This window comes from Streptosporangium sp. NPDC051022, assembly GCF_040683035.1.
Classification (GTDB): Bacteria; Actinomycetota; Actinomycetes; order Streptosporangiales; family Streptosporangiaceae; genus Streptosporangium.
Genome location: NZ_JBFBCF010000008.1, coordinates 194884 through 220766 on the forward strand (window position 1 = coordinate 194884; position 25883 = coordinate 220766).

22 protein-coding genes are annotated in these 25883 nt (G+C 71.4%); 8 read left to right on the forward strand and 14 right to left on the reverse strand.

Annotation, left to right across the window (positions count from 1 at the left end):
• Positions 1 to 21 precede the first annotated feature (21 nt).
• Both AB0N02_RS16715 and AB0N02_RS16720 read left to right on the forward strand, forming a co-directional pair.
• A complete protein-coding gene (locus AB0N02_RS16715) occupies positions 22 to 1413 on the forward strand; it encodes an FAD-dependent monooxygenase (RefSeq protein ID WP_363946700.1) in 1392 nt (463 codons plus the stop codon).
• A gap of 105 nt (positions 1414 to 1518) precedes the next feature.
• Complete coding sequence (locus AB0N02_RS16720; protein ID WP_363946703.1) at positions 1519 to 3099, forward strand: 4-hydroxyphenylacetate 3-hydroxylase N-terminal domain-containing protein; 1581 nt, start codon at positions 1519 to 1521, stop codon at positions 3097 to 3099.
• Positions 3100 to 3195: 96 nt separating this feature from the next.
• Here AB0N02_RS16720 and AB0N02_RS16725 read toward each other — a convergent pair whose 3' ends face one another.
• Positions 3196 to 4212, reverse strand: a complete 1017-nt coding sequence (locus AB0N02_RS16725; protein ID WP_363946706.1) for an alcohol dehydrogenase catalytic domain-containing protein — start codon at positions 4210 to 4212, stop codon at positions 3196 to 3198.
• A 267-nt stretch (positions 4213 to 4479) separates the two neighbouring features.
• Between AB0N02_RS16725 and AB0N02_RS16730 the strand changes: the two genes are divergently transcribed.
• From AB0N02_RS16730 to AB0N02_RS16740, 3 genes are all read left to right on the forward strand, one after another.
• Positions 4480 to 5856, forward strand: coding sequence for a pyridoxal-dependent decarboxylase (locus tag AB0N02_RS16730; RefSeq protein ID WP_363946710.1), 1377 nt, complete (start codon positions 4480 to 4482; stop codon positions 5854 to 5856).
• Between the two features lie 494 nt (positions 5857 to 6350).
• Positions 6351 to 7841, forward strand: a complete 1491-nt coding sequence (gene mptB / locus AB0N02_RS16735; RefSeq protein WP_363946713.1) for a polyprenol phosphomannose-dependent alpha 1,6 mannosyltransferase MptB — start codon at positions 6351 to 6353, stop codon at positions 7839 to 7841.
• 141 nt (positions 7842 to 7982) lie between these two features.
• A complete protein-coding gene (locus AB0N02_RS16740) occupies positions 7983 to 8804 on the forward strand; it encodes a protein phosphatase 2C domain-containing protein (protein WP_363946715.1) in 822 nt (273 codons plus the stop codon).
• A 67-nt stretch (positions 8805 to 8871) separates the two neighbouring features.
• Here the strand turns inward: AB0N02_RS16740 and AB0N02_RS16745 are convergent, their stop codons facing one another.
• From AB0N02_RS16745 to AB0N02_RS16765, 5 genes are all read right to left on the reverse strand, one after another.
• Entirely contained in the window at positions 8872 to 9510 is a 639-nt protein-coding gene (locus AB0N02_RS16745) for a GPP34 family phosphoprotein (protein WP_363946717.1), read from the reverse strand.
• A 125-nt stretch (positions 9511 to 9635) separates the two neighbouring features.
• Positions 9636 to 11066 (reverse strand): APC family permease, encoded by a 1431-nt coding sequence (locus tag AB0N02_RS16750; RefSeq protein ID WP_363946720.1) that lies wholly within the window; start codon positions 11064 to 11066, stop codon positions 9636 to 9638.
• 487 nt (positions 11067 to 11553) lie between these two features.
• On the reverse strand, positions 11554 to 12108 hold the full coding sequence (locus AB0N02_RS16755) for a YceI family protein (protein WP_363946724.1): 555 nt from the start codon (positions 12106 to 12108) through the stop codon (positions 11554 to 11556).
• A gap of 144 nt (positions 12109 to 12252) precedes the next feature.
• Positions 12253 to 13341, reverse strand: coding sequence for a protein-glutamine glutaminase family protein (locus tag AB0N02_RS16760; protein ID WP_363946726.1), 1089 nt, complete (start codon positions 13339 to 13341; stop codon positions 12253 to 12255).
• A 76-nt stretch (positions 13342 to 13417) separates the two neighbouring features.
• Positions 13418 to 14998 (reverse strand): hypothetical protein, encoded by a 1581-nt coding sequence (locus AB0N02_RS16765; RefSeq protein WP_363946728.1) that lies wholly within the window; start codon positions 14996 to 14998, stop codon positions 13418 to 13420.
• A 446-nt stretch (positions 14999 to 15444) separates the two neighbouring features.
• On the opposite strand from AB0N02_RS16765, the gene AB0N02_RS16770 reads away from it, so the two are divergent.
• Positions 15445 to 16050 carry a TetR family transcriptional regulator gene (locus AB0N02_RS16770; RefSeq protein ID WP_363946730.1) on the forward strand — a complete coding sequence of 202 codons (606 nt, stop codon included), beginning with the start codon at positions 15445 to 15447 and terminating at the stop codon, positions 16048 to 16050.
• 7 nt (positions 16051 to 16057) lie between these two features.
• Here the strand turns inward: AB0N02_RS16770 and AB0N02_RS16775 are convergent, their stop codons facing one another.
• Positions 16058 to 17350, reverse strand: a complete 1293-nt coding sequence (locus AB0N02_RS16775; protein ID WP_363946732.1) for a cytochrome P450 — start codon at positions 17348 to 17350, stop codon at positions 16058 to 16060.
• 467 nt (positions 17351 to 17817) lie between these two features.
• On the opposite strand from AB0N02_RS16775, the gene AB0N02_RS16780 reads away from it, so the two are divergent.
• Together AB0N02_RS16780 and AB0N02_RS16785 are read left to right on the forward strand one after the other, a co-directional pair.
• Positions 17818 to 18309 (forward strand): hypothetical protein, encoded by a 492-nt coding sequence (locus AB0N02_RS16780; protein WP_363946735.1) that lies wholly within the window; start codon positions 17818 to 17820, stop codon positions 18307 to 18309.
• A gap of 37 nt (positions 18310 to 18346) precedes the next feature.
• A complete protein-coding gene (locus AB0N02_RS16785) occupies positions 18347 to 18508 on the forward strand; it encodes a hypothetical protein (protein ID WP_363946913.1) in 162 nt (53 codons plus the stop codon).
• A 36-nt stretch (positions 18509 to 18544) separates the two neighbouring features.
• Here AB0N02_RS16785 and AB0N02_RS16790 read toward each other — a convergent pair whose 3' ends face one another.
• The 7 genes from AB0N02_RS16790 to AB0N02_RS16820 form a co-directional block, all read right to left on the reverse strand.
• A complete protein-coding gene (locus tag AB0N02_RS16790; protein ID WP_363946737.1) occupies positions 18545 to 19777 on the reverse strand; it encodes an MFS transporter in 1233 nt (410 codons plus the stop codon).
• On the reverse strand, positions 19774 to 20220 hold the full coding sequence (locus AB0N02_RS16795) for a DUF2237 domain-containing protein (protein ID WP_363946740.1): 447 nt from the start codon (positions 20218 to 20220) through the stop codon (positions 19774 to 19776). Before AB0N02_RS16795 ends, AB0N02_RS16790 begins: the two co-directional genes overlap by 4 nt.
• Positions 20217 to 21791 carry an amidase family protein gene (locus tag AB0N02_RS16800; RefSeq protein ID WP_363946743.1) on the reverse strand — a complete coding sequence of 525 codons (1575 nt, stop codon included), beginning with the start codon at positions 21789 to 21791 and terminating at the stop codon, positions 20217 to 20219. The genes AB0N02_RS16795 and AB0N02_RS16800 overlap by 4 nt, the downstream gene beginning before the upstream one ends.
• Positions 21788 to 23056, reverse strand: coding sequence for a DUF1116 domain-containing protein (locus tag AB0N02_RS16805; RefSeq protein WP_363946746.1), 1269 nt, complete (start codon positions 23054 to 23056; stop codon positions 21788 to 21790). The genes AB0N02_RS16800 and AB0N02_RS16805 overlap by 4 nt, the downstream gene beginning before the upstream one ends.
• Positions 23057 to 23374: 318 nt before the next feature.
• Complete coding sequence (locus tag AB0N02_RS16810) at positions 23375 to 24070, reverse strand: GntR family transcriptional regulator (protein WP_363946749.1); 696 nt, start codon at positions 24068 to 24070, stop codon at positions 23375 to 23377.
• Positions 24067 to 25014: a polysaccharide deacetylase gene (locus tag AB0N02_RS16815; RefSeq protein WP_363946752.1), complete on the reverse strand. Its 948-nt coding sequence runs from the start codon at positions 25012 to 25014 to the stop codon at positions 24067 to 24069. Before AB0N02_RS16815 ends, AB0N02_RS16810 begins: the two co-directional genes overlap by 4 nt.
• Before the next feature lie 8 nt (positions 25015 to 25022).
• Positions 25023 to 25742, reverse strand: coding sequence for an aspartate/glutamate racemase family protein (locus AB0N02_RS16820; RefSeq protein ID WP_363946754.1), 720 nt, complete (start codon positions 25740 to 25742; stop codon positions 25023 to 25025).
• Positions 25743 to 25883: the final 141 nt, after the last annotated feature.

A 25883-nucleotide genomic window follows, 5' to 3' on the forward strand; every position in this document is an offset into this window, starting at 1 on the left:
CTCCACGTTTAAGGAGTTTCGATGAGCAATGACGCCACGACCCGTGCGGTGGTGCTGGGCGGGAGCATCGCCGGGCTGTTCGCAGCCAGGGTGCTCTCCGACGCCTACGACGAGGTGCTCGTCGTGGACCGCGACGTGCTGGTGGGGGTGAGCGAGCCGCGGCGCAGCCGCCCCCAGGGGCGCCACATCAACGCCATGCACTGCCGCGGGCGGATGGTGCTGGAGGAGCTGTTCCCCGGCATCACCGAGAAGATGATCGCCGACGGCTGCCCGAGCGGGGACATGGCGGGCGACGTGCGCTGGTACTTCAACGGCAGGCGGGCCAGGCCGAAGGACATCGGCTTCCTGGCGGTGCCCGCCACCGCGCCGGTCATGGAGCACTACATCCGCGAGCGGACGCAGGCCCTGCCCAACGTGAGGTTCGTCGAGCGGCGCGACATCGTCGGCCTGGTGACGACGGCGGATCGCAGTCGCGTCACCGGCGTGCGCGTCCAGGAACCGGGTGACAACCAGAACGAGGAGGTCATCGACGCGGACCTGGTCGTCGACGCCACCGGTCGTGGCTCGCGCACTCCGGTCTGGCTGGAGAACCTCGGCTACCCGCGGGTCCGGGAGGAGCGGACGAAGATCGGCCTGGGCTACGTGACCCAGCACTACCGGCTGAACGCCGATCCCTGGAAGGGGGACCTGGCGATCATCCCGGTCGCGTCCCCCCAGGTGCCACGTGGCGCGATCTTCACCAAGACCGACGGCGGCAAGGTCGAGCTGACCGTCTACGGCCTGCTCGGCGACCACCCGCCGACCGACCAGGAGGGCTTCTACGCCTTCGTCAAGTCGCTGGCGGTCCCGGACATCCACGACGCCCTGCGGCACGCCGAGCCGATCGACGAGCCGGTCGCCTTCCGTTTCCCGACCACTCTCCGGCGCCGCTACGAGGACATGACCCGCTTCCCCGACGGCCTGCTGGTCACCGGTGACGCCGTGACGTGCTTCAACCCGGTCTACGCCCAGGGGATGAGCGTCGCGGCGGTCTCGGCCCTCGTCATACGCCAGCACCTGCACACCGGTGCCGCCCCGCAGCCCCTGCAGTACTTCCGCGACCTCGCCCAGGAGGTCATCGACCCGCCGTGGGAGATGACGCACACCGTGGACCTGGGTTTTCCCGGCGTCCCCGGGCAGCGCACGCCGAAGGTCCGGGTGGCCCAGGCCTACCTGAGGCTGGTGCAGGCGGCCACGACGGTGGACGGCGAGGTCACGGGCGCCTACATGCGGGCCGCGGGCATGGTGGACCGTCCGGAGGCGCTCATGCGGCCTCGCATGGTCCTGCGCGTGCTGCGCAACCAGCCGCTGGTCCGGGCGCTCCTCTCCGCGCGCGGGAGGAACCGCGCCGTCGTCCCGGCGGGCGAGAGATGACCTCCCGGTGACCGGGACACCGCGGGCGGGGACACCGGCCGCGCCCGCCGTCCCCCCCGGGCGGGCCACGGGAGTGCGGAAGATCCACGTATTCAGGGAGAGCCGATGACCGATCGTGAGGATGCCTCCGCCGGCCCCGCGCGGGCGCGGCCGAAGACGCGCCCGCTGACGGGCGAGGAGTACATCGAGAGCCTGCGCGGCGACCGCGAGATCTACCTCTACGGAGACCGCGTCAAGGACGTCACCGCGCATCCGGCGTTCCGCAACCCGGTCCGGATGACGGCGCGGCTGTACGACGCGCTGCACGATCCGGAGACGCGCGGCGTGCTGACCGCCCCGACCGACACCGGCGGCGACGGTTACACGCACCGGTTCTTCACCACGCCGCGCAGCGTCGAGGACCTCGTCGCCGACCAGCGGGCCATCGCGGCCTGGGCGCGGATGAGCTACGGCTGGATGGGGCGCAGCCCGGACTACAAGGCCTCCTTCCTCGGCACGCTCGGCGCCAACGCCGACTTCTACGAGCCGTTCGCGGACAACGCGCGGCGTTGGTACGCCGAGTCGCAGGAGAAGGTCCTGTACTGGAACCACGCGATCGTGCACCCTCCGGTCGACCGCAACAGGCCTCCCGACGAGGTCGCGGACGTCTTCATCCGTGTGGAGAAGGAGACCGACGGGGGCCTGATCGTCAGCGGGGCGAAGGTCGTCGCCACCGGCTCGGCGCTGGCGCACTACAACTTCATCGCCCACTACGGCCTGCCGATCAAGAAACGGGAGTTCGCGCTGATCGCGACGGTGCCGATGGGCGCGCCCGGGGTCAAGCTGATCTGCCGCCCGTCCTACACCGCCATGGCGGCGGTCATGGGCAGCCCGTTCGACCACCCGCTGTCGTCGCGGCTGGACGAGAACGACACCATCCTGGTGATGGACAAGGTGTTCGTCCCCTGGGAGAACGTGTTCGTCTACGGGGACCTGGGCAAGGTCCAGATGTTCACCGGCCGTTCGGGGTTCGTCGAGCGGTTCACCTTCCACGGGTGCACCCGCCTGGCGGTGAAACTGGAGTTCCTGGCCGGTCTGCTGGCCAAGGCCCTGGAGATCACCGGCACCCAGGACTTCCGCGGCGTGCAGAGCAGGCTCGGCGAGGTCCTGGCGTGGCGCAACCTGTTCTGGGCGCTGTCGGACGCGGCCGCGCGCAACCCCGTCGAGTGGCGCAACGGCGCGCTGCTCCCCAACCCCGCCTACGGGCTGGCCTATCGGTGGTTCATGCAGCTCGGCTACCCGAGGATCAGGGAGATCGTGCTGCAGGACGTGGCCAGCGGGCTGATCTACGTCAACTCCAGCGCCGACGACTTCAGGAACCCCGACGTCCGGCCGTATCTGGACAGGTTCGTCCGCGGATCCAACGGCGTCGAGGCCGTCGAGCGGGTGAAGCTGATGAAGCTGCTGTGGGACGCGGTCGGCACGGAGTTCGGCGGACGGCACGAGCTGTACGAGCGCAACTACTCGGGCAACCACGAGAGCACCCGGGTCGAGCTGCTGTTCGCGCAGCTCGCGGGTGGTGAGCTCGACGGCTTCAAGGCCTTCGCCGACCGGTGCCTGGACGAGTACGACCTGGACGGCTGGACGGTGCCCGACCTCGCCTCGTTCGAGGACATGCGCAAGGCCACCAGGGGCCTGTTCCAGTGACGGAAAGGGTGAGGGCGGGCCGATCGGCCCGCCCTCACCCTTTTCACGGGACGTCCCGGCGCCCCCGCGCCGGGCACGGTCAGTAGCCGGGCAAGGTCAGTAGGTGACGACGGCGCGGAAGCGGACGCCGCCGTCGGCCGCCCTGGTGACGGCGTGGCCGATCTCCTCCTTGGCGAAGGTCTCGACCACGGGGGTGACGGCGCCGCGGGCGGCGAGGTCGAGCGCCTCCGCGAGGTGGTTCAGGCCGTTGTGGGTCGCGCCGACGATCCGGTGGCGGTGTGACCAGATCGGGGGGAAGGGCGGGAGGGTGAAGCGGCTGGTGGGGTCGATCGTGGCCAGGACCATGCGGCCCTCGGGGCGGATGCCCTGGAGGGTGGCTGCGGCGGCCTCGTTGGAGATGCCGGTGACCAGGATGACGTCGGCGCCGCCCGCCTCGCGGAGTTCCCCGCCGTCGGCCACGACGATGTCCGCGCCGAGTTTGCGGGCGTAGTCCTGCTTGTCGGGGGTGCCGGTGACGGCGACGGTCTCGAATCCGCAGGCCCGGGAGAACTGCAGCGCCAGGTGCCCGAGGCCGCCGACACCCAGTACGGCGACGCGCTCGTGGGGCCGGGGACACCCGGCGCGCAGGGCCGACCAGGCGGTGTAGCCGGCGCACAGCATCGGGGCGGCCATCTCGTAGGAGAGCCGCTCGGGCAGGAGCACCGTGCTGGCGGCGGCCACGGCGACGTATTCGGCGTGCCCGCCCTGCGAGGTCATCCCGGTCATCACGGGTTTGGCGCAGTTCATCGCCGACTGCCCGGTGAGCGGGAGGTTCAGCCTGCAGTAGGCGCACCGCCCGCAGGTGCTCTGGACCCAGGTGGTGCCGACGCGGTCACCGACCTCGCGGGTGGTGACGCCGGGGCCGAGCTCGACGACCTCGCCGGCCGCCTCGTGCCCGGTGATCACCGGATCGAGCGCGGGGAAGCCGAAGACCCCCCGGGTGAGCCAGATGTCGTTGTGGCAGATCCCGCAGGCGTGCACCCTGACGAGCACCTCGCCGGGACCCGGCCGAGGGGTGGGGACCTCGCGGATCTCCCATGTGCCGTTGACCTCGGGAACGACGGCTGCCTTCATCGGCTGTCTGATCCTTCCGCGTGACGGGATGGGGCCGGGTCCGGAGAGGGAGAGGGCGGGCCCGCCGTACCGGGAACCGCCGTGTCCGCCGGAGCGCCGCCGGGGTGCCGCCAGGGTGCGCGGTCCGGCCCGCCTCCCGGCACGCCGGGCCGAAAGCGGCGTCAGCCTCAGTCTCGTACCGCCCGTGCCGCGATGCTTCTCCTGGATTGCGACCTTTGTCTGATCGGACCGGGACGGGAGATGCCGGGATTGTCTAACGTGGCCGGTATGTACGCCCACCTTGACGACGACCTGCGCCACCTGCCCGAGCTGCTGGAGGCCACCCGGGCGTACGCCGTGCGGATCCTGCGCGGCCTGGACGAACGACCGGTCGCCCGGCCACCGGCCCGGCCCCGCCCGGTGGCGCTGCCCGAGCGCGGCACCGGCCTGGCCGGGGCGATGGAGGAGTTCGCCCGGCGCTGGGAACCGGGATTCTCCGGCAGCGCGGGCCCCCGCTACCTGGGCTTCGTCACCGGTGGCGCCACCCCGGCCGCGCTGGCGGGCGACTGGCTGACCGGCACCCTCGACCAGAACCCCACCTCGGCCCTCGACTCCGGCGCCCCCGACCTCGAACGCGAGACCCTCGCCTGGCTGCGCGAGCTGTTCGGCCTGCCCGCCGGATACGAGGGGGCCTTCGTCAGCGGCGCGACGATGTCGAACCTCACCGGTCTGGCGATCGCCCGCGAATGGCTGGGCGAACGGCACGGCGTCTCGGTGTCCGACCAGGGGGCGGCCGCGCTCGGCCCGGTGCGGGTGCTGTCCGGCAGCCCGCACTCCAGCATCGGCAAGGCGCTGTCGATCCTGGGGCTGGGACGTACGGCGCTGCACCCGGTCGAGCTCCTGCCCGGCAGGGAGGCGGTCGACGTCGCCAGGCTCGCCGACGCGCTGGCCGCGCTCGACGGGCGACCGGCGATCGTGGTGGCCAACGCGGGAACGGTGAACACGGTCGACTTCGACGACCTGCGCGCGATCATCGGGCTGCGGGAGCGGTACCCGTTCTGGCTGCACGTGGACGCCGCCTTCGGGGCGTTCGCCGTCCTCTCCCCGGAGCACGCCCACCTGCTCGACGGCCTCGCCGAGGCCGACTCGGTCTGTGTGGACCTGCACAAGTGGCTCAACGTCCCCTACGACGCCGCGGTGCAGTTCACCAGGCACCGCGACCTGCAGGCCGGAGTCTTCCAGAACGCCGCCGCCTACCTGGGCACGCTCGGCGAGAACCCGGACTTCATCCACCTCACCCCGGAGAACTCCCGCCGCCTTCGCGGGCTCCCCGCCTGGTTCACGCTGGCGGCCTATGGACGCGAGGGACACGCGGAGATCGTCCGGCGTGACATCGCCCTGGCGGCCCGGCTCGGCGAGCTGATCGAGGCGATGCCCGCCTACCGGCTGCTGGCCCCGGTCCGGCTCAACGTGGTGTGCTTCACCCTGGCCGACGCCCCGGGGCGCGTCGGCGAGCTGGCCGATGCGATCACCGCCTCCGGAGAGGCGTTCCTCACCCCCACCGTGTACGGCGGCCTGCCCGCGCTCCGCGCCGCGTTCAGCAACTGGCGCACCACCGGCGCCGACGTCGAACGCGTGGCCCGGGTCCTGGCGGAGTTCGTCTGAGAACCGGGAGGCGGCGTGTCAGCCGCCGGACGTCTCCGCCTCCCGAAGCGTCCTCCGGACGTCCCCGCCTCCCGAAGCGTCCTCAGGCTCTGCCGGCGTGCGACTCTCTGCCGGTGATGCGGTGCCGTATCCCGTCGTGTCCGATCTGACGTCGCGCGTCGTGGCGCGGAGGGCACGGACATGACAAGCCGCGATCGTCTCCGGCCGTCACGCCCGCCGCGAACATCACAACGGCCGGTCGTCATTCGCGACGATCTTCGCCTAGGGTGGAGATCGGGTTAACGGCAGGCAGGCGTTAACACCACGCCACGTCGCCGACGATCCGGTCGCTCCCATCCCGAGCCCGGCGAGTCGGCGGTGCCCCCGGAGACACGGCGCTCGCGACGATCGCGCCGGTCCCCCCTTCCGGCCGCCGCGCGGTCGTGACCATCCCGGTTTCCCCCTTGGAGGTTCGGCAGGTGTCGGCGTCGGCTCAGCCTGTCTCACGTCCCCCGGTGGCGCGGCGGCCGAGTGCCGCGAAGCCACGGTGGCACGCGTGGTTCGCCGGATACGCGGGTCTCACCGCGATCGGGGCCGCCGTCGCGGTCATGCTGGCCATCGCCGTGCTCGGGCCGTCCGCGGCGGTTCCCGACCTCGGCGGCGGTGGCCTGCCCTGGTCCCTGCGGACCGCCCCCTCCGACACCCTGGTGCTCCGGCTGAGCTGGGGGGCCGTCATCGCCGGTGGGCTGGGGGTGGGCGCCGGGCTGTACGGGCTGCGCCGGAGGTGGCGGCCCCCGGTGGGGCTCCTCGCCGCCGGCGCGGTGATCGCCGTCCTCGCCCTCACGCTCGTGCCCCCCGCCGGATCGACGGACGTGCTCAACTACGCGATCTACGGGCGCATCGCCGCCCTCGGGCACGACCCGTACGTGACACCCCCCGCGTGGCTGCACCGGATAGGCGACCCGGTCGGTGAGTTCGCCCCGCTGGCCTGGCGTAACACCCCTTCGGTCTACGGGCCGCTGGCCACGTGGGCGCAGATGGCCGCCTCCCTGCTGGGCGGCGGGTCGATGGCCGGCACCGTGCTCGCCCTCAAGGCCATGACCGGGCTGACCTTCCTGCTGTCGGCGTTCATGCTCGACCGGCTGGCCGGGCCGGACCCCGAGCGGCGGGCCCGCGTCCACCTGCTGTGGAGCCTCAACCCGCTGATGCTGTGGCACGTGGTGCTGGGCGGCCACATCGACGGCCTGGGGGTGGTGTTCCTCGTCGCGGCGCTCGTCGTCCTGCGCGGGAGCGGCGTGTTCAGGGGACTGGCGGCGGGGGCCCTGCTCGCCGCGGCGGTCGCCGTCAAGGCACCGTTCGTCCTGGCCGGGGCAGGCCTGGTCTGGGCGGCCCGCCGCTCGGTGGTCACCCTGTCGGCCATGTGCATGGGCCTGTTCGCGGCGCTGGTCACGATGTACGCGACCCAGGGGCCCGAGGCCCTGGGAAACGTGGCGGGCAAGATCGGGGCCCGCTCGCTGGCGGATCCCTGGCGGGTGATCACCGACGCGCTGGGCATGGGGACGGAACCGTCCCTGCTGGAGGGCCAGCTCGCCCTCGGCGCCGCCCTGCTGATCGGGCTCCTGCTCTGCTGGCGCCTCGCCCCGGGACCGTCCGGCCTGGACTCCGTGCGCCCGGCGCTGGCCTGGTGCCTGTGCTGGCTGCTCACCTCACCGGTGCAGCACCCCTGGTACGACGCCCTGCTGTTCCCCCTGCTGGCCCTCATGCCGGCCGGCCGCCTCGACGGGCTGCTGATTGTCAGGGGGGTCGTGACGAGCCTCATCTACCTGCCCGGCGCCGTCGGCCTGCTCTCTCTCCAGCCCACCCCGTTCATCACCTGGATCGCCGAGACCTACCGTCCCTGGCTCGCCCCGCTGGCCGGCGTCCTCGTCATCGTCTGCGTCGTCGTGCTGAGCCTCGTGGGCGCCCTCCGCCCCCGGGCACCGGCCTCGGCCTCCGCGCGGGAATGATCCCGGCCGGATCCGCGGCGGGCGGTTTTCCGCCGTTTTTCACCCGTCTTTCACCGTCGATACCGCATACGGCCCCGCGACCGGGGAACCGGTTCATAGGCAACCGGCCGGACCGATCCACCGACACGAGGGACGACTGACATGCGGCTCAGCCTCGCCACCGAACCCGCCTCCGCCGACCGGCCCAACGAGGACTTCGTCGGGGTCACCTCCGGCGCGGTGGTCCTGCTGGACGGGGCCGGGGTGCCGGCAGGCATGGGATCGGGCTGTTCACACGGCGTCGCCTGGTACGCCCGCACGCTCGGCTCCACCCTGCTGGCCGCGGTGACCCAGAGAGCCGACCCGCTGGCCGACCTTCTCGCCAACTCGATCAAGACGGTCGTCTCACTGCACGACTTCACCTGCGACCTGTCCCACCCCGGATCCCCCTCGGCCACGGTCGCGATGCTGCGCCGTACGGACGACAGCCTGGAATGGCTGGTGCTGTCCGACTCCGTCGTCGTCCTCGACACCGGTGACGCGGAGCCGACGGTGGTCTGCGACGACCGGGTGGAGCGGATCGGAGCGCGTTACCGGGCGGAGCTGAAGGGGGGCCTGTGGAGCGGAGGCCCCGAGGACGCCGAGGCGTTCCGCCGCTACATCGACATCATGCGCGGCCACCGCAACCGCGACGGCGGTTTCTGGGTCGCCTCCGTCGACCCGCTCGCGGGCGAACAGGCCCTCACCGGCGCCCTCCCGGCGGACCGGGTACGGGCGGTGGCGCTGCTGAGCGACGGCGCCTCCCGGCTCGTCGACCTGTTCGGCCTGGCCACCTGGCGGCAGGTCCTCGACCTCCTCGAACACGACGGCCCCCGGGAGCTGATCGGCCGGGTCCGCGAGGCCGAGCGCGGCGACCCGGACGGCTCCCGGTGGCCTCGCGGGAAGGCGCTCGACGACGCCACGGCCGTCTACGGCCGTCTCTGACCGCCTACTCCACCCACCACCAGCGACAGGTACCTCATCCACCACGGTACGGCCGGTGCCCGGGCCGTCATCGGTACACGGCGACGGCGGCCTCGTTGACGAGTGTCTCGACGATGCCGACGACCTCCCGCACCACGGGGGAGTGCCCGTCGGCGATGGCGCGCAGGTGGCCGATCAGCTGAGCCGACGGCCGGCCGAGGTAGAGCTCCGCCTCCACCCGCAGCACGCCGACCAGGCCGCACAGCGCGGCGCACCGCGCGTCCGGCTGCTCCCTGCCCTCGGCGGCGGCGCGCACCCCGGAACACGCCCGGACGATCGAGGTGATGTCGGCGACCTGGTAGCGGGTCTGCGGCAGCACGCCCATGCGGCGTTTGGTCACCCGGAGGAGGACGTCCGCGGCCACCAGGTCCTCCCGGGTGCGGTCGTAGACGTTCTCGGCGGCCTTCTTGATCCAGAACTTGACGTCCACGGTCGAACGATCCCCCGGGACCAGTGCGACGAAGCCGTCGGTGGCCGTGTCCCCGAGGGGAGTCCGGTCGCGGACACCGCCCTGACCCCGGGCGACGGCGACGCGGTCGCTCAGGGCCAGTTCGAGCAGCACGGCTCCGGAGAGCCCGAGGGCCATCGAGGACTGATGGATCAGGGGCCTGCCGGACTGGTCGTGGGCGATGAGGTACAGCTCCTGGTGGAGCGGCAGCCGGGTCATGGCGGCGGATGTCCTTTACTGCGGGCGTCCCGATCTGGCGGACGGCGGGCGTAGGCGGCCCCCGATGACGGGGCGGGACCCGCGCGGCCGGCCCGGCAGGTCCCGCGGACCGCGTACGGTGCCGCTCACGTCGATCTCTCCGTGGTTCCCGGCACAGGGACCTCCGGCGCGCCGAGGTCCGGCAGCGTGGGCCAGCGGCCCGCGACGTACATGCCCGCCAGGACCAGGGCGCCGGCGCCGATCCAGAGCAGGCCCACCGTCTGCGCCATGACGTTGGCGTTGATCACCACGAAGATGAGGATCGCCATCCCGATCAACGGCACGGCCAGGTGCGACCAGAGGTCGGCCGACCGCCGGCGGACCACGTAGTGCACGATGACGGACAGGTGCAGGACCACGAAGGCGACCAGCGCGCCCATGTTGACCAGGCTTCCGAGCAGGTCGATGCCGTCCTCGCGGCTGGACATCCACAGCCCGAGCACGACGGACAGCCCGGCGACGAGCAGGGTGGCGTTGGCCGGCACGGAGTGCTTGACCGACACCTTGGCGAGGAAGGACGGCAGCTGCCGGTCGCGCGCCATCGCGAAGAGCAGGCGGGACACGGCGACCTGGGCGACCATGGTGTCGGCCAGCCCCCAGGAGAGCGCGGTCGCGGTCGACGCGATGCGCGAGAGCCACTCGCCGCCGGCGACGGTGGCCGCGTCGTAGAACGCGGTGCCGGAATCGTGGGCCAGCAGGCCGGCGGGGTCGGGCACCAGCAGGGCGGCGACCCAGACCTGAACGATGAACAGCACACCGGCCAGGATCAGGGCCAGGCGCATCGCCCTGCCCACCTGGGCCGAGCCGCCGGTGGACTCCTCGACCAGCAGGCTGATCCCGTCGAACCCGAGGAAGGACAGGACCGCGACGGAGACCGCGCCGAACACCAGCGGCCAGGAGAAGGTGTCCGCGTTGAACAGCGGCGAGATGCTGAACCCCTGCCCCTTGCCCTGCATGAGGGCCCAGACACCGGCCGTGAGGAACAGGGCGAGGACGACCAGCTCGGCGATGATCAGTGCCTTGGTGAGCCTGACCGTCATCCGGATGCCCCGCAGGTTGATCACGGTGTTGACGGTCACGAAGACGAGCAGCCACATCCACACCGGAACCTCGGGCACGGTGTCGTGCATGGCGACCGAGGCGACCAGGTACAGCAGGCAGGGGGCGAGGAAGTAGTCGAGCATCACCGCCCATCCGGTCATGAAGCCGACCGGTGCGGCGATGCCACGTCCGGCGTAGGTGTAGACCGAGCCGGACAGCGGGAACGCCTTGACCATCTGCGCGTAGGAGGCGGCGGTGAACAGCAGCGCGATCATTCCGATGAGGTAGGCCAGGACCGGCATGCCGCCCGAGCGGGAGTAGACCAGGCCGAAGATCGCGAACGGGGCGATCGGCACCATGAGGATCAGGCTGTAGAACACCAGGTCGGCCAGCCCGACCCCACGCCGTAATTCCTGCCGGTAGCCGAACCGTTCGATGCTCTCCTGCGGCTGCACGACAGCCTCCCATATCGTCATCTGTCAATGTGCGGAGCACGCCCGTCTGTCCGGATGGGAATACGGACAGTGGCGAAGTGTGCCTGGTGATCCTTCCGTAACGCACGGTATGTCGCAAGCGGCAAAGTTATGTCCGTATATGTCAACTCGGAGTGGCGGCCGCCTCCCGTCAAGTTCTCTCCCGGATGCCCGCTCGAACCGGCGACCGAGGCCGGCGCCGTGCTCGGGATCACGACCCGGGACGCCGTGATCCTCGGGCAGGGGATTCAGGTGATCTGTTTCGGCGGAGCCGGACAGGTTTCGGACAGCCCGTTCGCGCGGAACCGGAATCACCGGGCCGTGCCCGGGGGAGGGCGGGACGGGCGGTGTCCGGGTTCGCGGGCGGAGGCGCGCGGTGTTCAGGGTTCGCGGGCGAAGGCGCGCGGTGTCCGGGGTTCGCGGGCGGAGGCGCGCGGTGTCCGGGCGTGACGGGGTGGGGCCTGGGGATCGCCGGGCCGGGCCCCGGGGATCAGGGAGCCGGTCTGAGAGCCAGGTCGAACCAAACGCCCACTTCGTCGCTCAGGCGGAGCGCGCCGAACAGGGCGGAGTAGGGCTTGATGCCCCACCGGCTCTGCACGATCGTGACGGAGCCCCGTACGCGGCCCTCGGCCAGCAGGCCCTCGATCGTGACGGGACGGGTGACTCCGGCGAGGGTGAGGTCGCCCTCGACGCGGAACGACTCAGCGGTGCCGCTCACCCCTGCCGAGCGGAACGTGATCGTCGGGTGCCGGGCCGTGCCCAGGACCTTCTCCCGGATGTTCTTCGCGATCTCCCCGCGATCGGAGTCGCTGAGCGGTTTGACGCCGCCGGTTCCCTCGCGCACCTCCAGCGACGCGGCGTCCACCTCGACGGTCACCGAGGAGCGCGCCGGGTCGGCGACGTCGATGATCGCCTCACCGTGCCAGTCGGCCGGTTCCAGCGTGAGGTCGTGCCCGGCCTTCGCGCCCAGCCCGGTGCGGGTCGTCCGCACCAGCAGCCGGCCGCTCTCCGGACCCAGCGGATATGTGCCGGTGGCGATGTCCACCCCTCCAGGCTAACCCGCCCTCTCGCGCGGCCTCCAGCCGGGCGCGTACCGGTGCCGGGGGCCGTGACCGGGGCGGGTGCCCGGCGGTACGGAAATCCCCCGGGCGATCGCGGTGAGGCCCTCACCGGACACCGGGGCGGGCGGTCAGGACGCCAGCAGGGCCTCCAGCGCGCGGAAGTCGTTCTCGGCGCCGCTGCCGACGAAGGTGTTGCGCCAGTCGCCGAAGAAGTTGGGGAACGCGGTCCTGATGTAGAGCCGGTGCGCGGGGAGCAGCGTCTGGATCTGGCCGCGCAGCGCGTTCAGCTCCACGCCGTACCCCGCGTAGGGAACGGCCAGGTTCCGCGTGTTCTGGCTGGTCGACCAGGTCTGGTAGCAGCGGCGGAAGAGCTGGTCGAGACCGGCGACGACGTCGTGGGCCGGGACGAGCTGTGCCCTGCCGGCCAGTTCCTGCGCGACGCTGCCGGGCTTGGCGACGACCGTCCTGGCCGGGTCGGTCGCGAGCGGCGGCGAGTAGACGACGGGCCCGGCCCGCACCACCAGCGTGCGGTCGGCCGGATACGCCTTGGCGGCCAGGAGATACTGACGCAGCTGGTCGTAGGTGATCTCCTGTTCGATCGGCCCGGTGGTCATCTTCCGGACCCACTCGCCGATGCTCGTCGGCCCGTCGGACACCGAGGGGTCCAGCAGCACCGGTTCGGGCTTCTTCTCGCCCGAGGGGATGTAGACGATGGGGGCCACGTGGTACCACCACTCCACCTGGAGGCGTTCGCCGAAACCGGGCTGGTCGCCGCCGTGAGGGGTGTTGAGACGCAGCCCGCCCGCCGCGATGGCGAACACCTTGTCCACCTGGTAGCCCGAGAGGGCGAGCAGGTTCGTCATGAGCTCGGCGCGGGCGAAGCACCCGTCGGCCGGATACCGGTACGGGATCGGGGTCGGCACGCCGCTGGGCGGGGTGAAGCGCGCCTCGCGCAACGCCGCGAACAGCGCGAGCAGTTCGTCCTCGGCGGCCAGGAGGCCGCTCGGCACCGTGACGAGGTCGGTCTCCCGCACCCAGCCCTGCCTGCCGGTTTCGGGGCCCTCCAGCAGGCGGATCCGCCGCCAGCCCGGCGGCGCCTCGAAGACGAACACCCGGACCGTGGTGCGGACCTGGGTCACGGGCGCCGCCGGGCCGATGGCCGGGGCGGGATGGACCGCCACCGGCGATCCCGTCGTGCCGCGGATCTCGTAGGTCATTGTTGTGTTCCGTTCCTCACTGAAGGGGGAGAAGGGGCATGAAAAGGCGGGCGGGCGCGGAGGCCGCCCCTGCCGGTCAGCTGCTCATCTCGGCCTCGTCGCCGCTTCCGCCCCCGTCGCCCTCACTCATCTCGCCGCCCCCCTGACCCTCCGAGTCCTCGGATTCCGAGTCGTCCATGTCGTCGTCGAAGGCGGAGCCGGCGAACGGGTCGGGGGGAAAGCCCTTGAGCCTCGCCGCGGCGATCTTGTTGGCCGCGATGAAACGCCGGTACACGCTCAGAGCCGCCAGGTCGGCGGGTTTCCACCCGGTGGCGCGCGGCAGGAAGGGGAAGCCGGGATAGAGGTCGATCACCTCGACGGTCTCCTGGCAGAGCCGCAGCACCTCCCGGCGCTCGGCGGTACCGGCCCCGCTGCCGGGGAGCCTGCCGACGGCCGTCTCGTACGGCACCAGCCGCGCCGTCAGCGCCCCCAGCCAGTGGTCGGTGGACCTCTCCTTCGGATTGGCCGACGCCAGGCCCCTGGACCAGGCGAACACCTTGCGCGCGTCCGCCAGGAACACGTCCCAGTCGGGATGGTGGACGCCGACCGCCCGCAGCTCCACGGGCACGCCCCGCCCTGTCTTCGGGTCGGGGTCGGCGGGGCTGTGCACCGACGGGTCGAGCCCGGTCTCGTTCATGCCGCCGAACACGCGTGCCTGGGCCACGACGGCACCGTGCCCGAACGCCGACATCACGTAGTCCTTGATCGTGATCTTCGGCAGGGAGTCCAGCTTGCGGGAGTCGTCGTCGTTGAACGCCCCGATGATGTCGTCGCCCATCTTCTCCCACACGAGCGCGGCCTTGCCCTTGAGCGCGCTCCGCACATCGGGGTGCAGCCCGTTGAAGACGGTCTGCAGCGGCACCCGGGACAGCGCCGCCACGAAGTTCTTCGGCTGCGAGACGACGGTCCCGCCGGGGCTGTTCTCCACGATGTCCGCGAAGGCGGCGGCCTGGACGAAGACGAGGGCCAGGAAACCGACCAGCTCGTCCACCTGGTCGGACTTCACCGCTCCCGTGGGGAGCAGCTTGGCGAGCTTCTTCGCCACGGCTTCGGCCTTGGCGGCGTGCTCGACGATGTTGTTCCCCTTGGCCGCCTGGCGGGTCAGCTTCGCGAGCTGGGTCAGCGCGGGCGCGAGCCGGTCCGGCGGGATGCCGATCGTGTAGTGGATCAGCAGCTGGTACCCGGCCGGGACCTTGACGGTCTGCGGGGCCACCAGCGCCTCGCACACGTGCTTGAGCTGGTAGGTCTTCACCGCGGCGGAGTCGATCCTGGCGGTCAGGAACTCGGTGTACCGTTTCGTGGACTTTGCGCTGATCAGGGTTTTCAGCAGTTCGTCGGTGGTCTGTTCGTAGAGGTCGTCGACGAGCGAGTCCAGAATGGCCAGGCGCGCCTCCAGCTCTCCCTTCGCCTCGGTTTCGCTTCCGGCGTGCTGGTCGAAGTGGGCCAGTACGAACTCGGCGTTGGAGTAGGTGGCGTTCTTGGTCGTGGGGTGCAGCCGATAGTCGCTGACCAGTTTTCCCACGAAGGGGAGCTGGAGAATCTCGGTGTCTCCCGCGAAATTCTTCTTGTCCGGGGTGAGCACCGGGCGGGCCACCTCGACCTCCATGCCGAACGCCATGGCGCCTCCTCGCACGTGTGGAAGCCGGAGTCGTCTTCCGCCCCTCTGGCCGCCCTCGATTCGAGGGGGCGTGCCGATTATTGCTGTCAAAACCCCGCGAAATCAATAAATCCGATTTTGGTAGCATAAATTGACAAAGTGGTTGATTGTGAAAAAAGTTCACTTTAAATGGCGGCGCCCTCGGGGGGTCTCGCGCGATTTCGGGTGATGCCCCTTCGGGTGATGCTCCTGGGGGAAATCTGCCTAATTGTGGAGCTGTTGCCGATGGAAGCCCATACGTGTAGATCACGGGGCTGATCGGTGGTCGTCCGCCGTCGGATCCGAAAAAGACGTGAGGATCGGGCGTGCCGCCCCGAGGTGGGAGCCGATGGCCGGGGGAGAGGTGGGAACGGCCGGTGACCCTCTATCCTCCGGATACGGCAGGCGGGATCGCTGAGGTGCGGTTGATGGACGAAGGTGGCGTGGGGCGGCGGGAGCGCAGGAAGCGCGCGACCCGGGCGGCGTTGAGCGAGGCCGCGTTACGGCTGTGCGCCGAGCGGGGGGTGCCGAACGTCACCGCCGAGCAGATCGCCGAGGAGGCCGGGGTCGCGCTGCGGACCTTCTTCAACTACTTCTCCTGCAAGGAGGAGGCCGTGGTCGCGGGCGACGCGGTCATCGCCGAGGCCATCGTCACGGCCTTCAGGGGGCGTCCCGCCGCCGAGCCGGTGCTGGTGGCGTGGCGCGCGGCCGTGCTCGAAGCGGTGGACGAGGACGAGTTGCGCTTCCGCGCCGAGCATCTGCAGGCCCTGCGGGGCGACCCGGCGCTGCTGCCGTACCGTCTCAAGGCCTTCGCCGCGCACGAGCGCGAGCTGGCCGCGGCGGTGTCGGAACGCGCGGGGGTCGCGGACGACGACCTGTATCCGGGGCTGGTGGCGTCGTGCGCGCTGAGCGCGCTGCGGGTGGCCACCCAGCGCTGGCTGAGCGAGTCGGGCCCGCTCGGCGTGCTCATCGACGCGGTGGTGGCCCAGCTCGACGCCGGGCTGGGCGCACCGTTCGACCGTTCTCGGGACTGAGGCGGGGTCAGGCCTGGCCGGGGGCGTCCCAGGCGACCGGCAGGGAGTGCACGCCGTACACGAACATGTTGTCGCGCATCGGTACCTCCTCCGGGCGGCAGGCCAGCCGCAGGTGCGGGAAGCGGCGCGCCAGCGCGGGCAGGGCGACGCTCAGCTCCGCGCGGGCGAGCTGCTGCCCGAGACACTGGTGGATGCCGTACCCGAAGCCCAGGTGCGGGTTGCGCTCGCGGGTGAGATCGAGGGCGGCCGGATCCTCCCAGTGGGTGGGGTCCCGGTTGATCTGCGGCGTCGAGATCATCACCGTGCCGCCCTCCGGAATCCGCTCACCGCCGACCGTCACCTCCTCGGTGGCGATGCGGAGGGGGCCCATGTGGACGATCGGGACGTAACGCAGCAGTTCCTCGACGGCCCTGTCGGCCACCTCGGGGTCGTGGCGCAGCAGCTCCAGCTGGTCGGGGTGCTCCAGCAGGGCGAAGACAGCCAGACCGATCGTGTTGGCCGTGGTCTCGTGCCCGGCGGCGAGCAGCAGGTTCGCGATGCCGACCAGCTCGTCGTCGGTGAGCTCCCCGGCGTGGTCGCCGTGGATCAGCCCGGAGATCAGGCCGTCGTCGGGCTGGGCGTGTTTGGCCGCCACCAGGTCGTGCATGAACTGCCGCATCTCGTCGCGGACCCGCAGTACCTCCTCCAGCGGTGTGTCCATGCGGAGGACGGTGGCCGTGCGGCGCTGGAAGTCGGCGCGGGACTCGTACGGGACGCCGAGCAGCTCGCAGATCACCAGGGACGGCACGGGCAGGGCGAACGCGCTGATCAGCTCGGCCGAGGTGCCCGCGGCCTCCATCGCGTCCAGGTGGGCGTCGACGATCTCGGTGATGCGCGGGACGAGCGCGCGCATCCGGCGCAGGGTGAACTGGCCGACGACGGCCTTGCGCAGGCGGGTGTGCTCCGGCGGGTCCATGGCCACGAACTGCCCGGCCCTGGCACGCGCGCTGAACAGCTTCTCGCGCATCTCCTCGGGGACCGCGAGCAGGGAGTTGCGCCGGTTGAACCGGTCGGCGCTGAACCGGGGGTCGGACATCACGGCACGGGCCTCGTCCATGCCGGTGACCACCCATATCTTCTCGCCGGTGTCCAGGGTCACCTGGCCGACCGGCGCCTCGGCGTGCATCCCGGCCAGCGCCTGGGGCGGGTCGAAGGGGCACCGCCTGGCCGTCAGCTCGGCGGGCAGCCGCACTCGCAACGTGGCCTGATCGGACGGGGAAGATCGCTCGGCGCGGGGAACCTCGGCTGTAGAACGAGTCATCAGCGCTCCTGTGGTGGATCACAGTGGATGGTGCGTCCTCTTCCGACCATACCCAGACTTGCACGCCATGCAACTTTGACTTTTTCTCCCCGTCGACAACGATGTCAGCCCGGCTCCGTGCCACCGGACCTTTCTGTCATCGGATCTCTCGGTCACCGGACTTTCCCGCCGTCGCCGGTACCCGTACCCGTGCCGGTGCCGGTGCCGTGGATCGGCGGGCGGAGACGGGGGCCGGATCGGCGCGTCGCCGATCTCGGATAACGCCGTTCCGTTGATGGATTCACCGCCTCTGCACCATACTGGCCCGACGTTTATCTCTGGCCTGCGGCCCGGACGTGGCGCGTGATCGCGCGGCACGGACGGGGCGATTCGCGTACCGAGGAGACGTCCTCGAAACACGGAGTCGCTTCTCCGCGGGTCACTTGGCATGCGATCGATACGAGGACGGTGTTCGCGAGAAGATGTCATTGATCAAAGCCGATAACCCGCGACGGGCGGCCCGCACTCTCACAACGGCCGCGATCCTGCTCAGCGTGCAGCTCCTGTTCTCGGGATGCGGGCTGGTCTCCGAAGCGCTGCGGGTCGACCCCGCCGTTCTCGACGACGTGCGCGGCATCGGCAAGGTGCTGGCGGAGGCCACCACCGAGACCCCCGGTCAGGCGGGCGGACCCGACAAGATGACGAACACCTTCGTCATCGACGTCGGAGGAGTGAACGCCCAGGACTCCCTCAAGAAGGCCAGAGGCATTCTGCTCGCCCACAAATGGGTGAGCGCCGCCGAGGAGCCTCCCGGCGGGGTGCGGGTGAAATCCCCCGCGTGGGAGGGCGCGTACCTGAACGTCAGGTCATACGGATCCGTGACGCTCGGGAACTATCCGGAGGAGATCAAGAAGGCGGTCGAGGCGGCGGCCGACCCGGAGGTGCTCCTGATCGTGGACACGGAGCAGGTCCCGGCCTGACCGCGCGGCGGGGGGTCGCCCCGGCCGCCGCTTCCGGCTGCACGAGGCCGCGGAGCGGGTCTACCGGGGCCTCGACCTCGCCACGCCGGCCGCCGAGCTCGGCTATGCCGACCAGGCCCACCTGACCCGCGACTTCACCGCCGCGGTCGGCATGTTCCCCGCGGCCTACGCCCGGCGCGGTGGCCGGGCCCGCCCCTGACGTCCACGGGGGATCCGGCCCCGGCGCCGGGTTCCCCTACCCCGGACGCAGCGCCGCCAGCCGCCGCCGCCCGAGACTGCTGGCCGCGACGCCGACGCCGGCCGCGCCGAGTGCGATCAGGAAGGCCGCGAGGGGGCCGTACCGGTCGGTGAGGGTGCCCGACAGCAGCGCGCCGATCGCGTAGCCGACGACGACGGAGGAGGAGAGCACGGTCATGACCCACGAGATCTTCGCCACCGGGACCGTCATCTCGGCCTGTGTGTAGGCGGTGACGAGGATCGGCGCGATGGTGACACCGGGCAGCACGATCAGCAGGGCCAGCAGCCACAGACCGCCGATGCGCAGTCCCCCGGCGAGCGCGAGGGGCAGGGTGAGCACGAGCAGCAGGACGAAGCCCGTCCGGAGCCTGCGGGCGAGCGTGAAGGACGCGGGCAGCATCGGGACGAGCACGCCGGCGAGGGCGCTGCTCAGCCCGAGCAGCGCGTAGATCAGCCCGGCCGCCCCGTCGGCGCCGGCGTCGACCGCGCGCCAGGTGATGCCGGCCTGCACCGAGCCGAAGTAGCAGCCGAGGCCGGTCAGCCCGGCGGCGAGGAGGAACACGGGAACGCGCAGCACCGGGGCCGCCGCGTCCTCCTCCCGGTTCTGGCCCCGGGTGACCATGGTGGCCGTGGGATGGAGGGCGAAGGCCACGCACATCGTGACGGTGAGCCCGGCCGCCACGAGCACCGCCGTGGGAGGCGAGGTCGCCGTCGCGATGATGCCGACCAGCGCGGGCCCGAGGACGAACGCGAACTCGTCGCCCGTCCCCTCGAAGCTCATCGCCGTGGGGAAACGATCCATGGGCAGCCGTCCCCGGTGGGCCAGAGCGGTCCAGCGGGCCCGGGACAGCGGGCCCACCTGCGGCACCGAGAAGCCCGCGACCGCCGACGCCGCCAGCGCCGCCCACGTGGGCGCGTCCCGCTCGACGCACACCACCAGCAGGACGAGGGCGGCCGTGTGCAGCAGCGCCGCCACCAGTCCGGCCGGCCGGTGCCCGTACCGGTCCGCCGTCTGCCCGACGAGCGGTCCGCCGGCCGCCTGCCCGAGGGCGAAGACCGCGGCCGTGGCGCCGCCGAGCGCGAGGGATCCCGTGGCCCCGCTGACCAGCAGCAGCGCGCCCAGCTGCCCCATGCTCGCGGGGATGCGGCCGATCAGGGTGACCGCCAGGAACCAGGAACCGGTGGTGGCGGGCAGGGCCGAGTAGGCGCGCAGGGCGTTCCAGCGGCTCATCGTGAGGGGTCCTCGCCGTAGTCCGGGGGCGTGACGCCCTCCGGGGCCGCGGTGTCGTCCGGGGCCTCGGTACGGAGGTCCACCCCGTACTCCATCAGCGCCTCGCGCGGGATCGCCTCCAGCGCCCGGATGTTGGTCGCCGCGAGGTTCACCGGGCAGGCGCAGCCGGCCAGGTACGCCTCGTACCACTTCGAGGCGATGACGCACCAGTGGTCGCCCGGCTTCAGCCCGGGGAAGGCGAGGTCGGGCCGGGGGGTCGCGATGTCGTTGTCGACCGTGGACTGGAAGGCGATGAAGCGTTCGTCGACGATCGCGCAGACGGTGTGCCCCTTGGGGTTGTCGGGACCGGTGTAGCAGTAGCCGTCGCGGCGATATCCGGTGATCGGGTCGAAGCCGCAGGCCTCGAGCGGCTCGCCGAAGATGTTCAGTGCCTGCTCGGTCATCGTCCGCTCCTCGCGGCGGGGAGGCCGCCCGGGGCCTCGTGGTGGTCATGACGGGACGGGGGTGGGGGGCAGCGGAAGACGCGCTCCTCGAACTCGGCCGCGACGCGGATCAGGCGCGCGTCCGTGCCGGGCCGTCCGACCAGGAGCATGCCGACCGGCAGCCCGTCCACGAATCCGCACGGAACGCTGAGCGCCGGGTGCCCGGTGAGGTTGAACACGCAGTTGTTGTCGTGCATCTCGAAGGGGAGATCGGTGTCGATCACCGCCTCGCGCGGGTCGGCGGGGAGCGGGTGAGGCGGCATCGGGACGGTCGGCAGGACGAGGAGGTCCACCTCGCGCAGCGCGCGGTCGATCTGCTCGCGCAGCCGCAGCCGCAACTGCTGCGCGTACGCCATGACCTTGCCGTGGGTGGCGTCCCGCAGCAGCGTGGCGCCGACGAGCGCCAGCACCCCTCCGGCCGGTATGTCCTGGGGACGGCTGACGAGGGCCTGGCCGAAGGTCTCCCCGAAGTTCGGGTGGTAGGGGCCGAAGTGGTTGTTGCCCTGGAGACGGGACTCGAAGACGGTGGTGAGGCCGCCCTCGATCGAGATGGGCAGGTGGATGTCCCTGCCGTACCGGTGCAGCGGCACCGACACCTCGGACACGGTCAGCCCCAGCCGCTCCAGCGCCCGCGCGGCCTCGCGGACCTCGCCGTCGAGACGCGGGTCGGAACGGCCCGGCCAGCCGAATCCCTCGGCGAGGATTCCGGCGCGCAGCCCGGCGATCTCGCGGGCGTACCCGCCGGTGTACGACTCGTGCTCTCCGCCCGGGGGCGGCGTGGCGGTCGCCTCCAGGAAGGCGACCAGGTCGGCGGCGTTTCGGGTGAGCACGCCGATGTGGTCCAGCGTGCGCTCGGTCGGCATCGCGCCGTCGTAGTCGATGATCCCGTATGTCGGTTTGAGGCCGAAGACGCCGCACCAGGCGGCGGGGTTGCGGACCGAGCCGCCGTGGTCGGTGCCGATGCCGTAGTCGGCCTGCCCCGTCGCCACCAGGACCGCGGCGCCGCTGGAGGAGCCGCCGGCCGAGCGGCGCGGGTCCCAGGGGTTGCCGACGGGACCGTGCGCGCTGGTGAAGCTCGATCCGGAGTAGCACAGGTCCTCACAGACCGACGTGCCGACGACGACCCCTCCGGCGTCCCGGACCCGGCCGACGACCACCGAGTCGGACCCGGGGACGAAGCCGGCCATGAGGCGGCTGCCCAGGGTCATCGGCACTCCGCGTACCGCGATCGACTCCTTGACGGTCACCGTCCGCCCGGCGAGCGGCCCGTTCCCCGGCAGCCCGGGGTCGTCGATCCGGTGGAGCCAGGCACCGTACGGATTGTCCGGGCCGCGCGGGACCCGGGTGACCGCGACGGGCGGTGGTTCCGGGGCGCGTCCCTCGGTCGCCAGGTTCCGCACGCGGCCGTAGACGTCGCGCATCCGGTCGATCGCGGGGCCGAGCCGGTCCACCAGTTCGGGGTCGAGTCCCCACCGGCCGGCGACGGCGGCGAGATCGGCGGGGGTGAAGGCGGGGATGTCCGTACCGCTCACGCGTGGAACTCCAGTTCCTCGGCCGCGCCGGCTTCTCCGGAGCCGGCCTCCTCCAGTGCCCGGCTCGCCGCGGCGAACGGCTCCACCGGAATCGGGGTGATCCCGGCTCCGACCCGGCCGCGTCCCGGTTCCCGGTGCGCGAGGCCGTTGTTGATGACGGGTTCGACGCCGGTGGCGCGAACCCTGTGCACGTCGATGCCGAGCGCCGTTCCCCGGAAGTCCTCGGCCGGGATGAGGAAACGCCCGCTCGTCCCGGCGCAGACGGTCCGCATGCGCGCGGTGATCTCCTGGGCCTGGGCCATGTCGCCGCCGACGAAGGACATGATCGCGGGCGCCGCGGTCATCGCGAAGGCGCCGAAGCCGGCGGTCTCGGAGATCATCGAGTCGCCCATGGTCGGGGTGACGTCGTCGAGGGTCGCCCCGTCCAGCAGGACCGGGTCGCCGATCGGCGCGGACACGGTGAACCAGCGGTCACCGAGCCCGCTGACGCGGATGCCGAACTCCCGTCCGTTGCTCGCCATGGCCGTGACGATCGGGCTGCCGGGGATTCCGGCGGCGGCCAGCGTGACCGCCTTGGCCGCCGAGATCGCGAAGGGCAGTGCGAAGTGCCCGTTGCCGGCCATGAACGAGACCACCTTCGCGATGTCCTCGCGTTCGAATCGGGTGCGCAGCAGGCCCGGGGTGAGCGCCACCAGCAGGGTCGCGCTGGTCGCGACCAGCCGGTTGTGGCAGTCGTCGCCCCGCCGCAGCCCCTCGGCCACCAGGGCGAGCAGGTCGAGGGGGTCGGAGTGCCGGAGGGCCTCGTCGAGGGCCGGGGCGAGCACGTCGCCGAGCCACCGCAGCCGTGCCAGGGTGATGTCGTCGTACGACCCGTAGCGCATGGCGCCGCCGATGCCCTCGTTCAGGGGGGAGAAGGTCCTGATGCCGTCCGTGGTCTCGGCGACCACGACGGGGGTGTTCGGCGTGATGATCCCGGCCATCGCTCCGACGGCGTTCGCGTCGTGGCAGGGGCTGATGCTCACCTCGCCGCGATCGATGATCGCCTCGGCCTCGGCGACCGACCCGGCCTCCCGCTCCAGCAGCAGGCCCGTGATGATCGCGCCCCGCATGGGCCCGGGTATGCCGGCGAGCTCGATCGGCGGTCCGGCGTGCAGGAAGCGCCGCGGCCCGACCCGGTCGGTGGCGTCGCGTGCCTTGCAGACGTGGCTCAGATGGACGTCGGTGCCGTTCAGGGCGTCGAGGGTCGCCCGCGTGGGATCGGACATGGTGGTGCTCCTGGTCGGTGGGAAGACGGAAAGAGGCCGCGGCGGCGCGCGAGGACGGACGGGGCCGCGAGGAGGCGGACAGACGGGCGGACGGGCAGGGGGCGAGAGGAGATGGACGGGGAGCGCGGGGAGATCGACGGGAGCGAGGGGAGCGAGGGGAGACGGGCGGGGTGCGGGCGCGGCGGGGACGCCTCGTCCGCCCGCCGCGGTACGCGGCGAGGTCCGGGCGCTGCTTTCGGGCGGCGCTTTCGGGCAGTGCTTTCCGGCGGCGCTTTCAGGCAGTGCTTTCCGGCGTGCCGCGGAGGTGGCCGGAACCCGCTAGGCCGACGGGGCCTGGTGCTGCCGCTCGGCCAGGAGCCCGCGGACGATCTCCCGGTTCAGCCGGGCGTGCCTGCGCGCGTGTTCGGCGGCGAGGTCGGCCGAGCCCGAGGCGATCGCCTCGAACCACGCGGAGTGCTCCTCGAACAGGTCGTACGGGTCACCGGTCTGCCGCAGAAGCCAGTGCAGGCGCCCCTGCAGGGGTTCCAGCACGGAGTGGAGCAGGACGTTGTGCGACAGCTTCAGGATCTCGTCGTGGAACGCCTCGTTGGCCGTGCCGAGGGCGACGCGGTCATCGGCGTCGAGCGCTCTGCGGCAGCGGTCGAGGATGCCCCGCACGCGCCGCAGCTCGGTCTTGGTGGCCCGGGTCGCCGCCTGCTGGCTGGCCAGGACCTCCAGTGCCTCGCGTACGTCGAACAGCTCCTCGACGTCCTGCTCCGAGAGTTCCACGACGACCGCGCCCCGGCGGGGAATCGTCTTGACGAACCCCTCGCTCTCCAGCGCCCGGATCGCCTCGCGCACCGGCAGCCGGGAGACCCCGAGCTGGGCCGCGATCTCGGTCTCGACGAGGCGCGTGCCCGGGGGATACACGTCGTCGATGATGCGCTGGCGAAGCTCGTCGCGGACGCGGTCCCTGAGCGGCTTGTAGTCGGCGTCGATGTCGAACGAACCCGGCGCGTCCGCCTGCCTGCTCACAGGGCCGTCTCCCCGATCTTCCGTCTCGGTCCCGGACCGCTGCCGACCGGTGCCGGTCGCTCGGTGCCCTCGAAAGGATAGCGCCGCCGGAAGTCGTCGGCCGCCGCGTCGAAGGTGGTGAACTCGACCCCGGGCAGTTCGAGCCAGCTCTCGAAGAGCCGTTCCAGCATCAGCAACACCTGCGGCCGTCCGGACACGTCGGGATGCAGTGTCACGGGGAAGACCCCGTAGTCGAACTCGCGGTAGACCCAGTCGAACTGGTCGCGCCACAGCTGTTCGACGTCGCGGGGACTGACGAAGCCGTGGCTGTTGGGGGACTTCTTGACGAACATCATCGGCGGCAGGTCGTCGACGTACCAGTTGCCGCAGAACTCCACGAGGTCCACCTCGGTGCCGTGCTTGAGGGGCTTCATCCAGTCGTCGGCCCGCCCGCTGTAGTCGATCTTCGTCCACTCGTCGCCCACGCGGGCGTAGAAGGGGTGGAAGTCGTTGTAGTTCTGCGAGTGGCCGTAGGAGAAGCCGTACTCCTTGAGGAGGGCCGCGGTGTGGTTGCTCATCTCCCACCAGGGGGCGACGTAGCCGCGCGGCGGGCGTCCCCACAGGCGCTGGATCAGCTCGACGCAGCGGCCGAGCACGTCCCGCTCCTGCTCCAGGGACATGTCGACGGGGTTCTCGTGGGAGTAGCCGTGCGCCCCGATCTCGTGTCCCTTTTCGGCGACGGCCGCCATCTCGGTGGGGAAGGTCTCGATGGAGTGGCCCGGGATGAACCAGGTGGTCCGCAGGTCGTACCGCTCGAAGAGCTGGAGCAGACGCGGGGTGCCCACCTCGCCTGCGAACACTCCGCGCTGGATGTCGTTCGGCGAGTCCTCGCCGCCGTAGGAGCCGAGCCAACCGGCGACGGCGTCGACGTCGACTCCAATAAGGATCTTGATGTCCTTGGCCATGGCGTTCCTCATCTCTGCCTGGAGGCTGCGGGCGGGGCGGCGAGGAGCCGGCCGTACCCGGTGATCGGCGTCGTGTCCCCGGCCAGTCCGAGGGCGTGCCATAGCGTCGCCGCGACACTGTCGAGCACCGGGACGCCGCTCCGGCCCTCCCAGCGGGCGGCGAGGTGCGCGGCGCGAACGTTGGTGCACACCACCGCGACGGCGTCGCAGCCCGCGGCGACGAGCCCGTCGAAGGCCTCGTCCAGCTCCGCGGTCGTGACCAGCGCGAAGTCGTAGTTGGTGGTGTGACCGAAATGGCGGGCCGCGTGCACGGGGAAGCCGTGGTCCGCGTAGCGCACGGCGATGGCGTCGCCGACGTCCCGCGTGTACGGCGTGAGCAGGCCCAGGCGCCGGGTCTCGAAGGCCCGCAGCGCCGCGAGGAGGGCCAGCGTCGAGGTCGTCACGGGAGTGCCCGTGACCTGTTCCATGGCACGGCACAGGTGTTCGTCCTGGTCGGGGCCGAGCCACGAGCCCGAGGTGCCGTTCCAGGCGACGACGTCGACGCGGGCGTCGCCGAGGAGGCGGGCCGCGTCGACGAAGGAGTCCTGGCCGAACTGGCGGGTGTCCGTGGGATCAAGGCTGATGCTCGTCACTCGAATCCGGGTGAAGTGGACCGAGACGTCGTGCCGGGCGGCCAGCAGTTCGCCGGTCACGGGCTCCACAACGGTGTTGGAGGACGGGGTGATCATGCCTACCCGACGGGCGGTCGGCTGCACAATGCCTCCGCTCAAGGGGGTCGAATCGGGGATACGGTATACAGGATCCTAAGGAGCCGCCCAATGGAAAACAAGTCGTTGACAGTGTTATAGGCCGCCCTTAATCTCCATATA

Coding starts and splice junctions, on each gene's coding strand:
- AB0N02_RS16715 (WP_363946700.1), top strand. CDS start 22: ATGAGCAATGACGCCACGACCCGTGCGGTGGTGCTGGGCGGGAGCATC.
- AB0N02_RS16720 (WP_363946703.1), top strand. CDS start 1,519: ATGACCGATCGTGAGGATGCCTCCGCCGGCCCCGCGCGGGCGCGGCCG.
- AB0N02_RS16725 (WP_363946706.1), bottom strand. CDS start 4,212: ATGAAGGCAGCCGTCGTTCCCGAGGTCAACGGCACATGGGAGATCCGC.
- AB0N02_RS16730 (WP_363946710.1), top strand. CDS start 4,480: ATGTACGCCCACCTTGACGACGACCTGCGCCACCTGCCCGAGCTGCTG.
- AB0N02_RS16740 (WP_363946715.1), top strand. CDS start 7,983: ATGCGGCTCAGCCTCGCCACCGAACCCGCCTCCGCCGACCGGCCCAAC.
- AB0N02_RS16745 (WP_363946717.1), bottom strand. CDS start 9,510: ATGACCCGGCTGCCGCTCCACCAGGAGCTGTACCTCATCGCCCACGAC.
- AB0N02_RS16750 (WP_363946720.1), bottom strand. CDS start 11,066: ATGACGATATGGGAGGCTGTCGTGCAGCCGCAGGAGAGCATCGAACGG.
- AB0N02_RS16760 (WP_363946726.1), bottom strand. CDS start 13,341: ATGACCTACGAGATCCGCGGCACGACGGGATCGCCGGTGGCGGTCCAT.
- AB0N02_RS16765 (WP_363946728.1), bottom strand. CDS start 14,998: ATGGCGTTCGGCATGGAGGTCGAGGTGGCCCGCCCGGTGCTCACCCCG.
- AB0N02_RS16770 (WP_363946730.1), top strand. CDS start 15,445: ATGGACGAAGGTGGCGTGGGGCGGCGGGAGCGCAGGAAGCGCGCGACC.
- AB0N02_RS16775 (WP_363946732.1), bottom strand. CDS start 17,350: ATGACTCGTTCTACAGCCGAGGTTCCCCGCGCCGAGCGATCTTCCCCG.
- AB0N02_RS16790 (WP_363946737.1), bottom strand. CDS start 19,777: ATGAGCCGCTGGAACGCCCTGCGCGCCTACTCGGCCCTGCCCGCCACC.
- AB0N02_RS16795 (WP_363946740.1), bottom strand. CDS start 20,220: ATGACCGAGCAGGCACTGAACATCTTCGGCGAGCCGCTCGAGGCCTGC.
- AB0N02_RS16805 (WP_363946746.1), bottom strand. CDS start 23,056: ATGTCCGATCCCACGCGGGCGACCCTCGACGCCCTGAACGGCACCGAC.
- AB0N02_RS16815 (WP_363946752.1), bottom strand. CDS start 25,014: ATGGCCAAGGACATCAAGATCCTTATTGGAGTCGACGTCGACGCCGTC.
- AB0N02_RS16820 (WP_363946754.1), bottom strand. CDS start 25,742: ATGATCACCCCGTCCTCCAACACCGTTGTGGAGCCCGTGACCGGCGAA.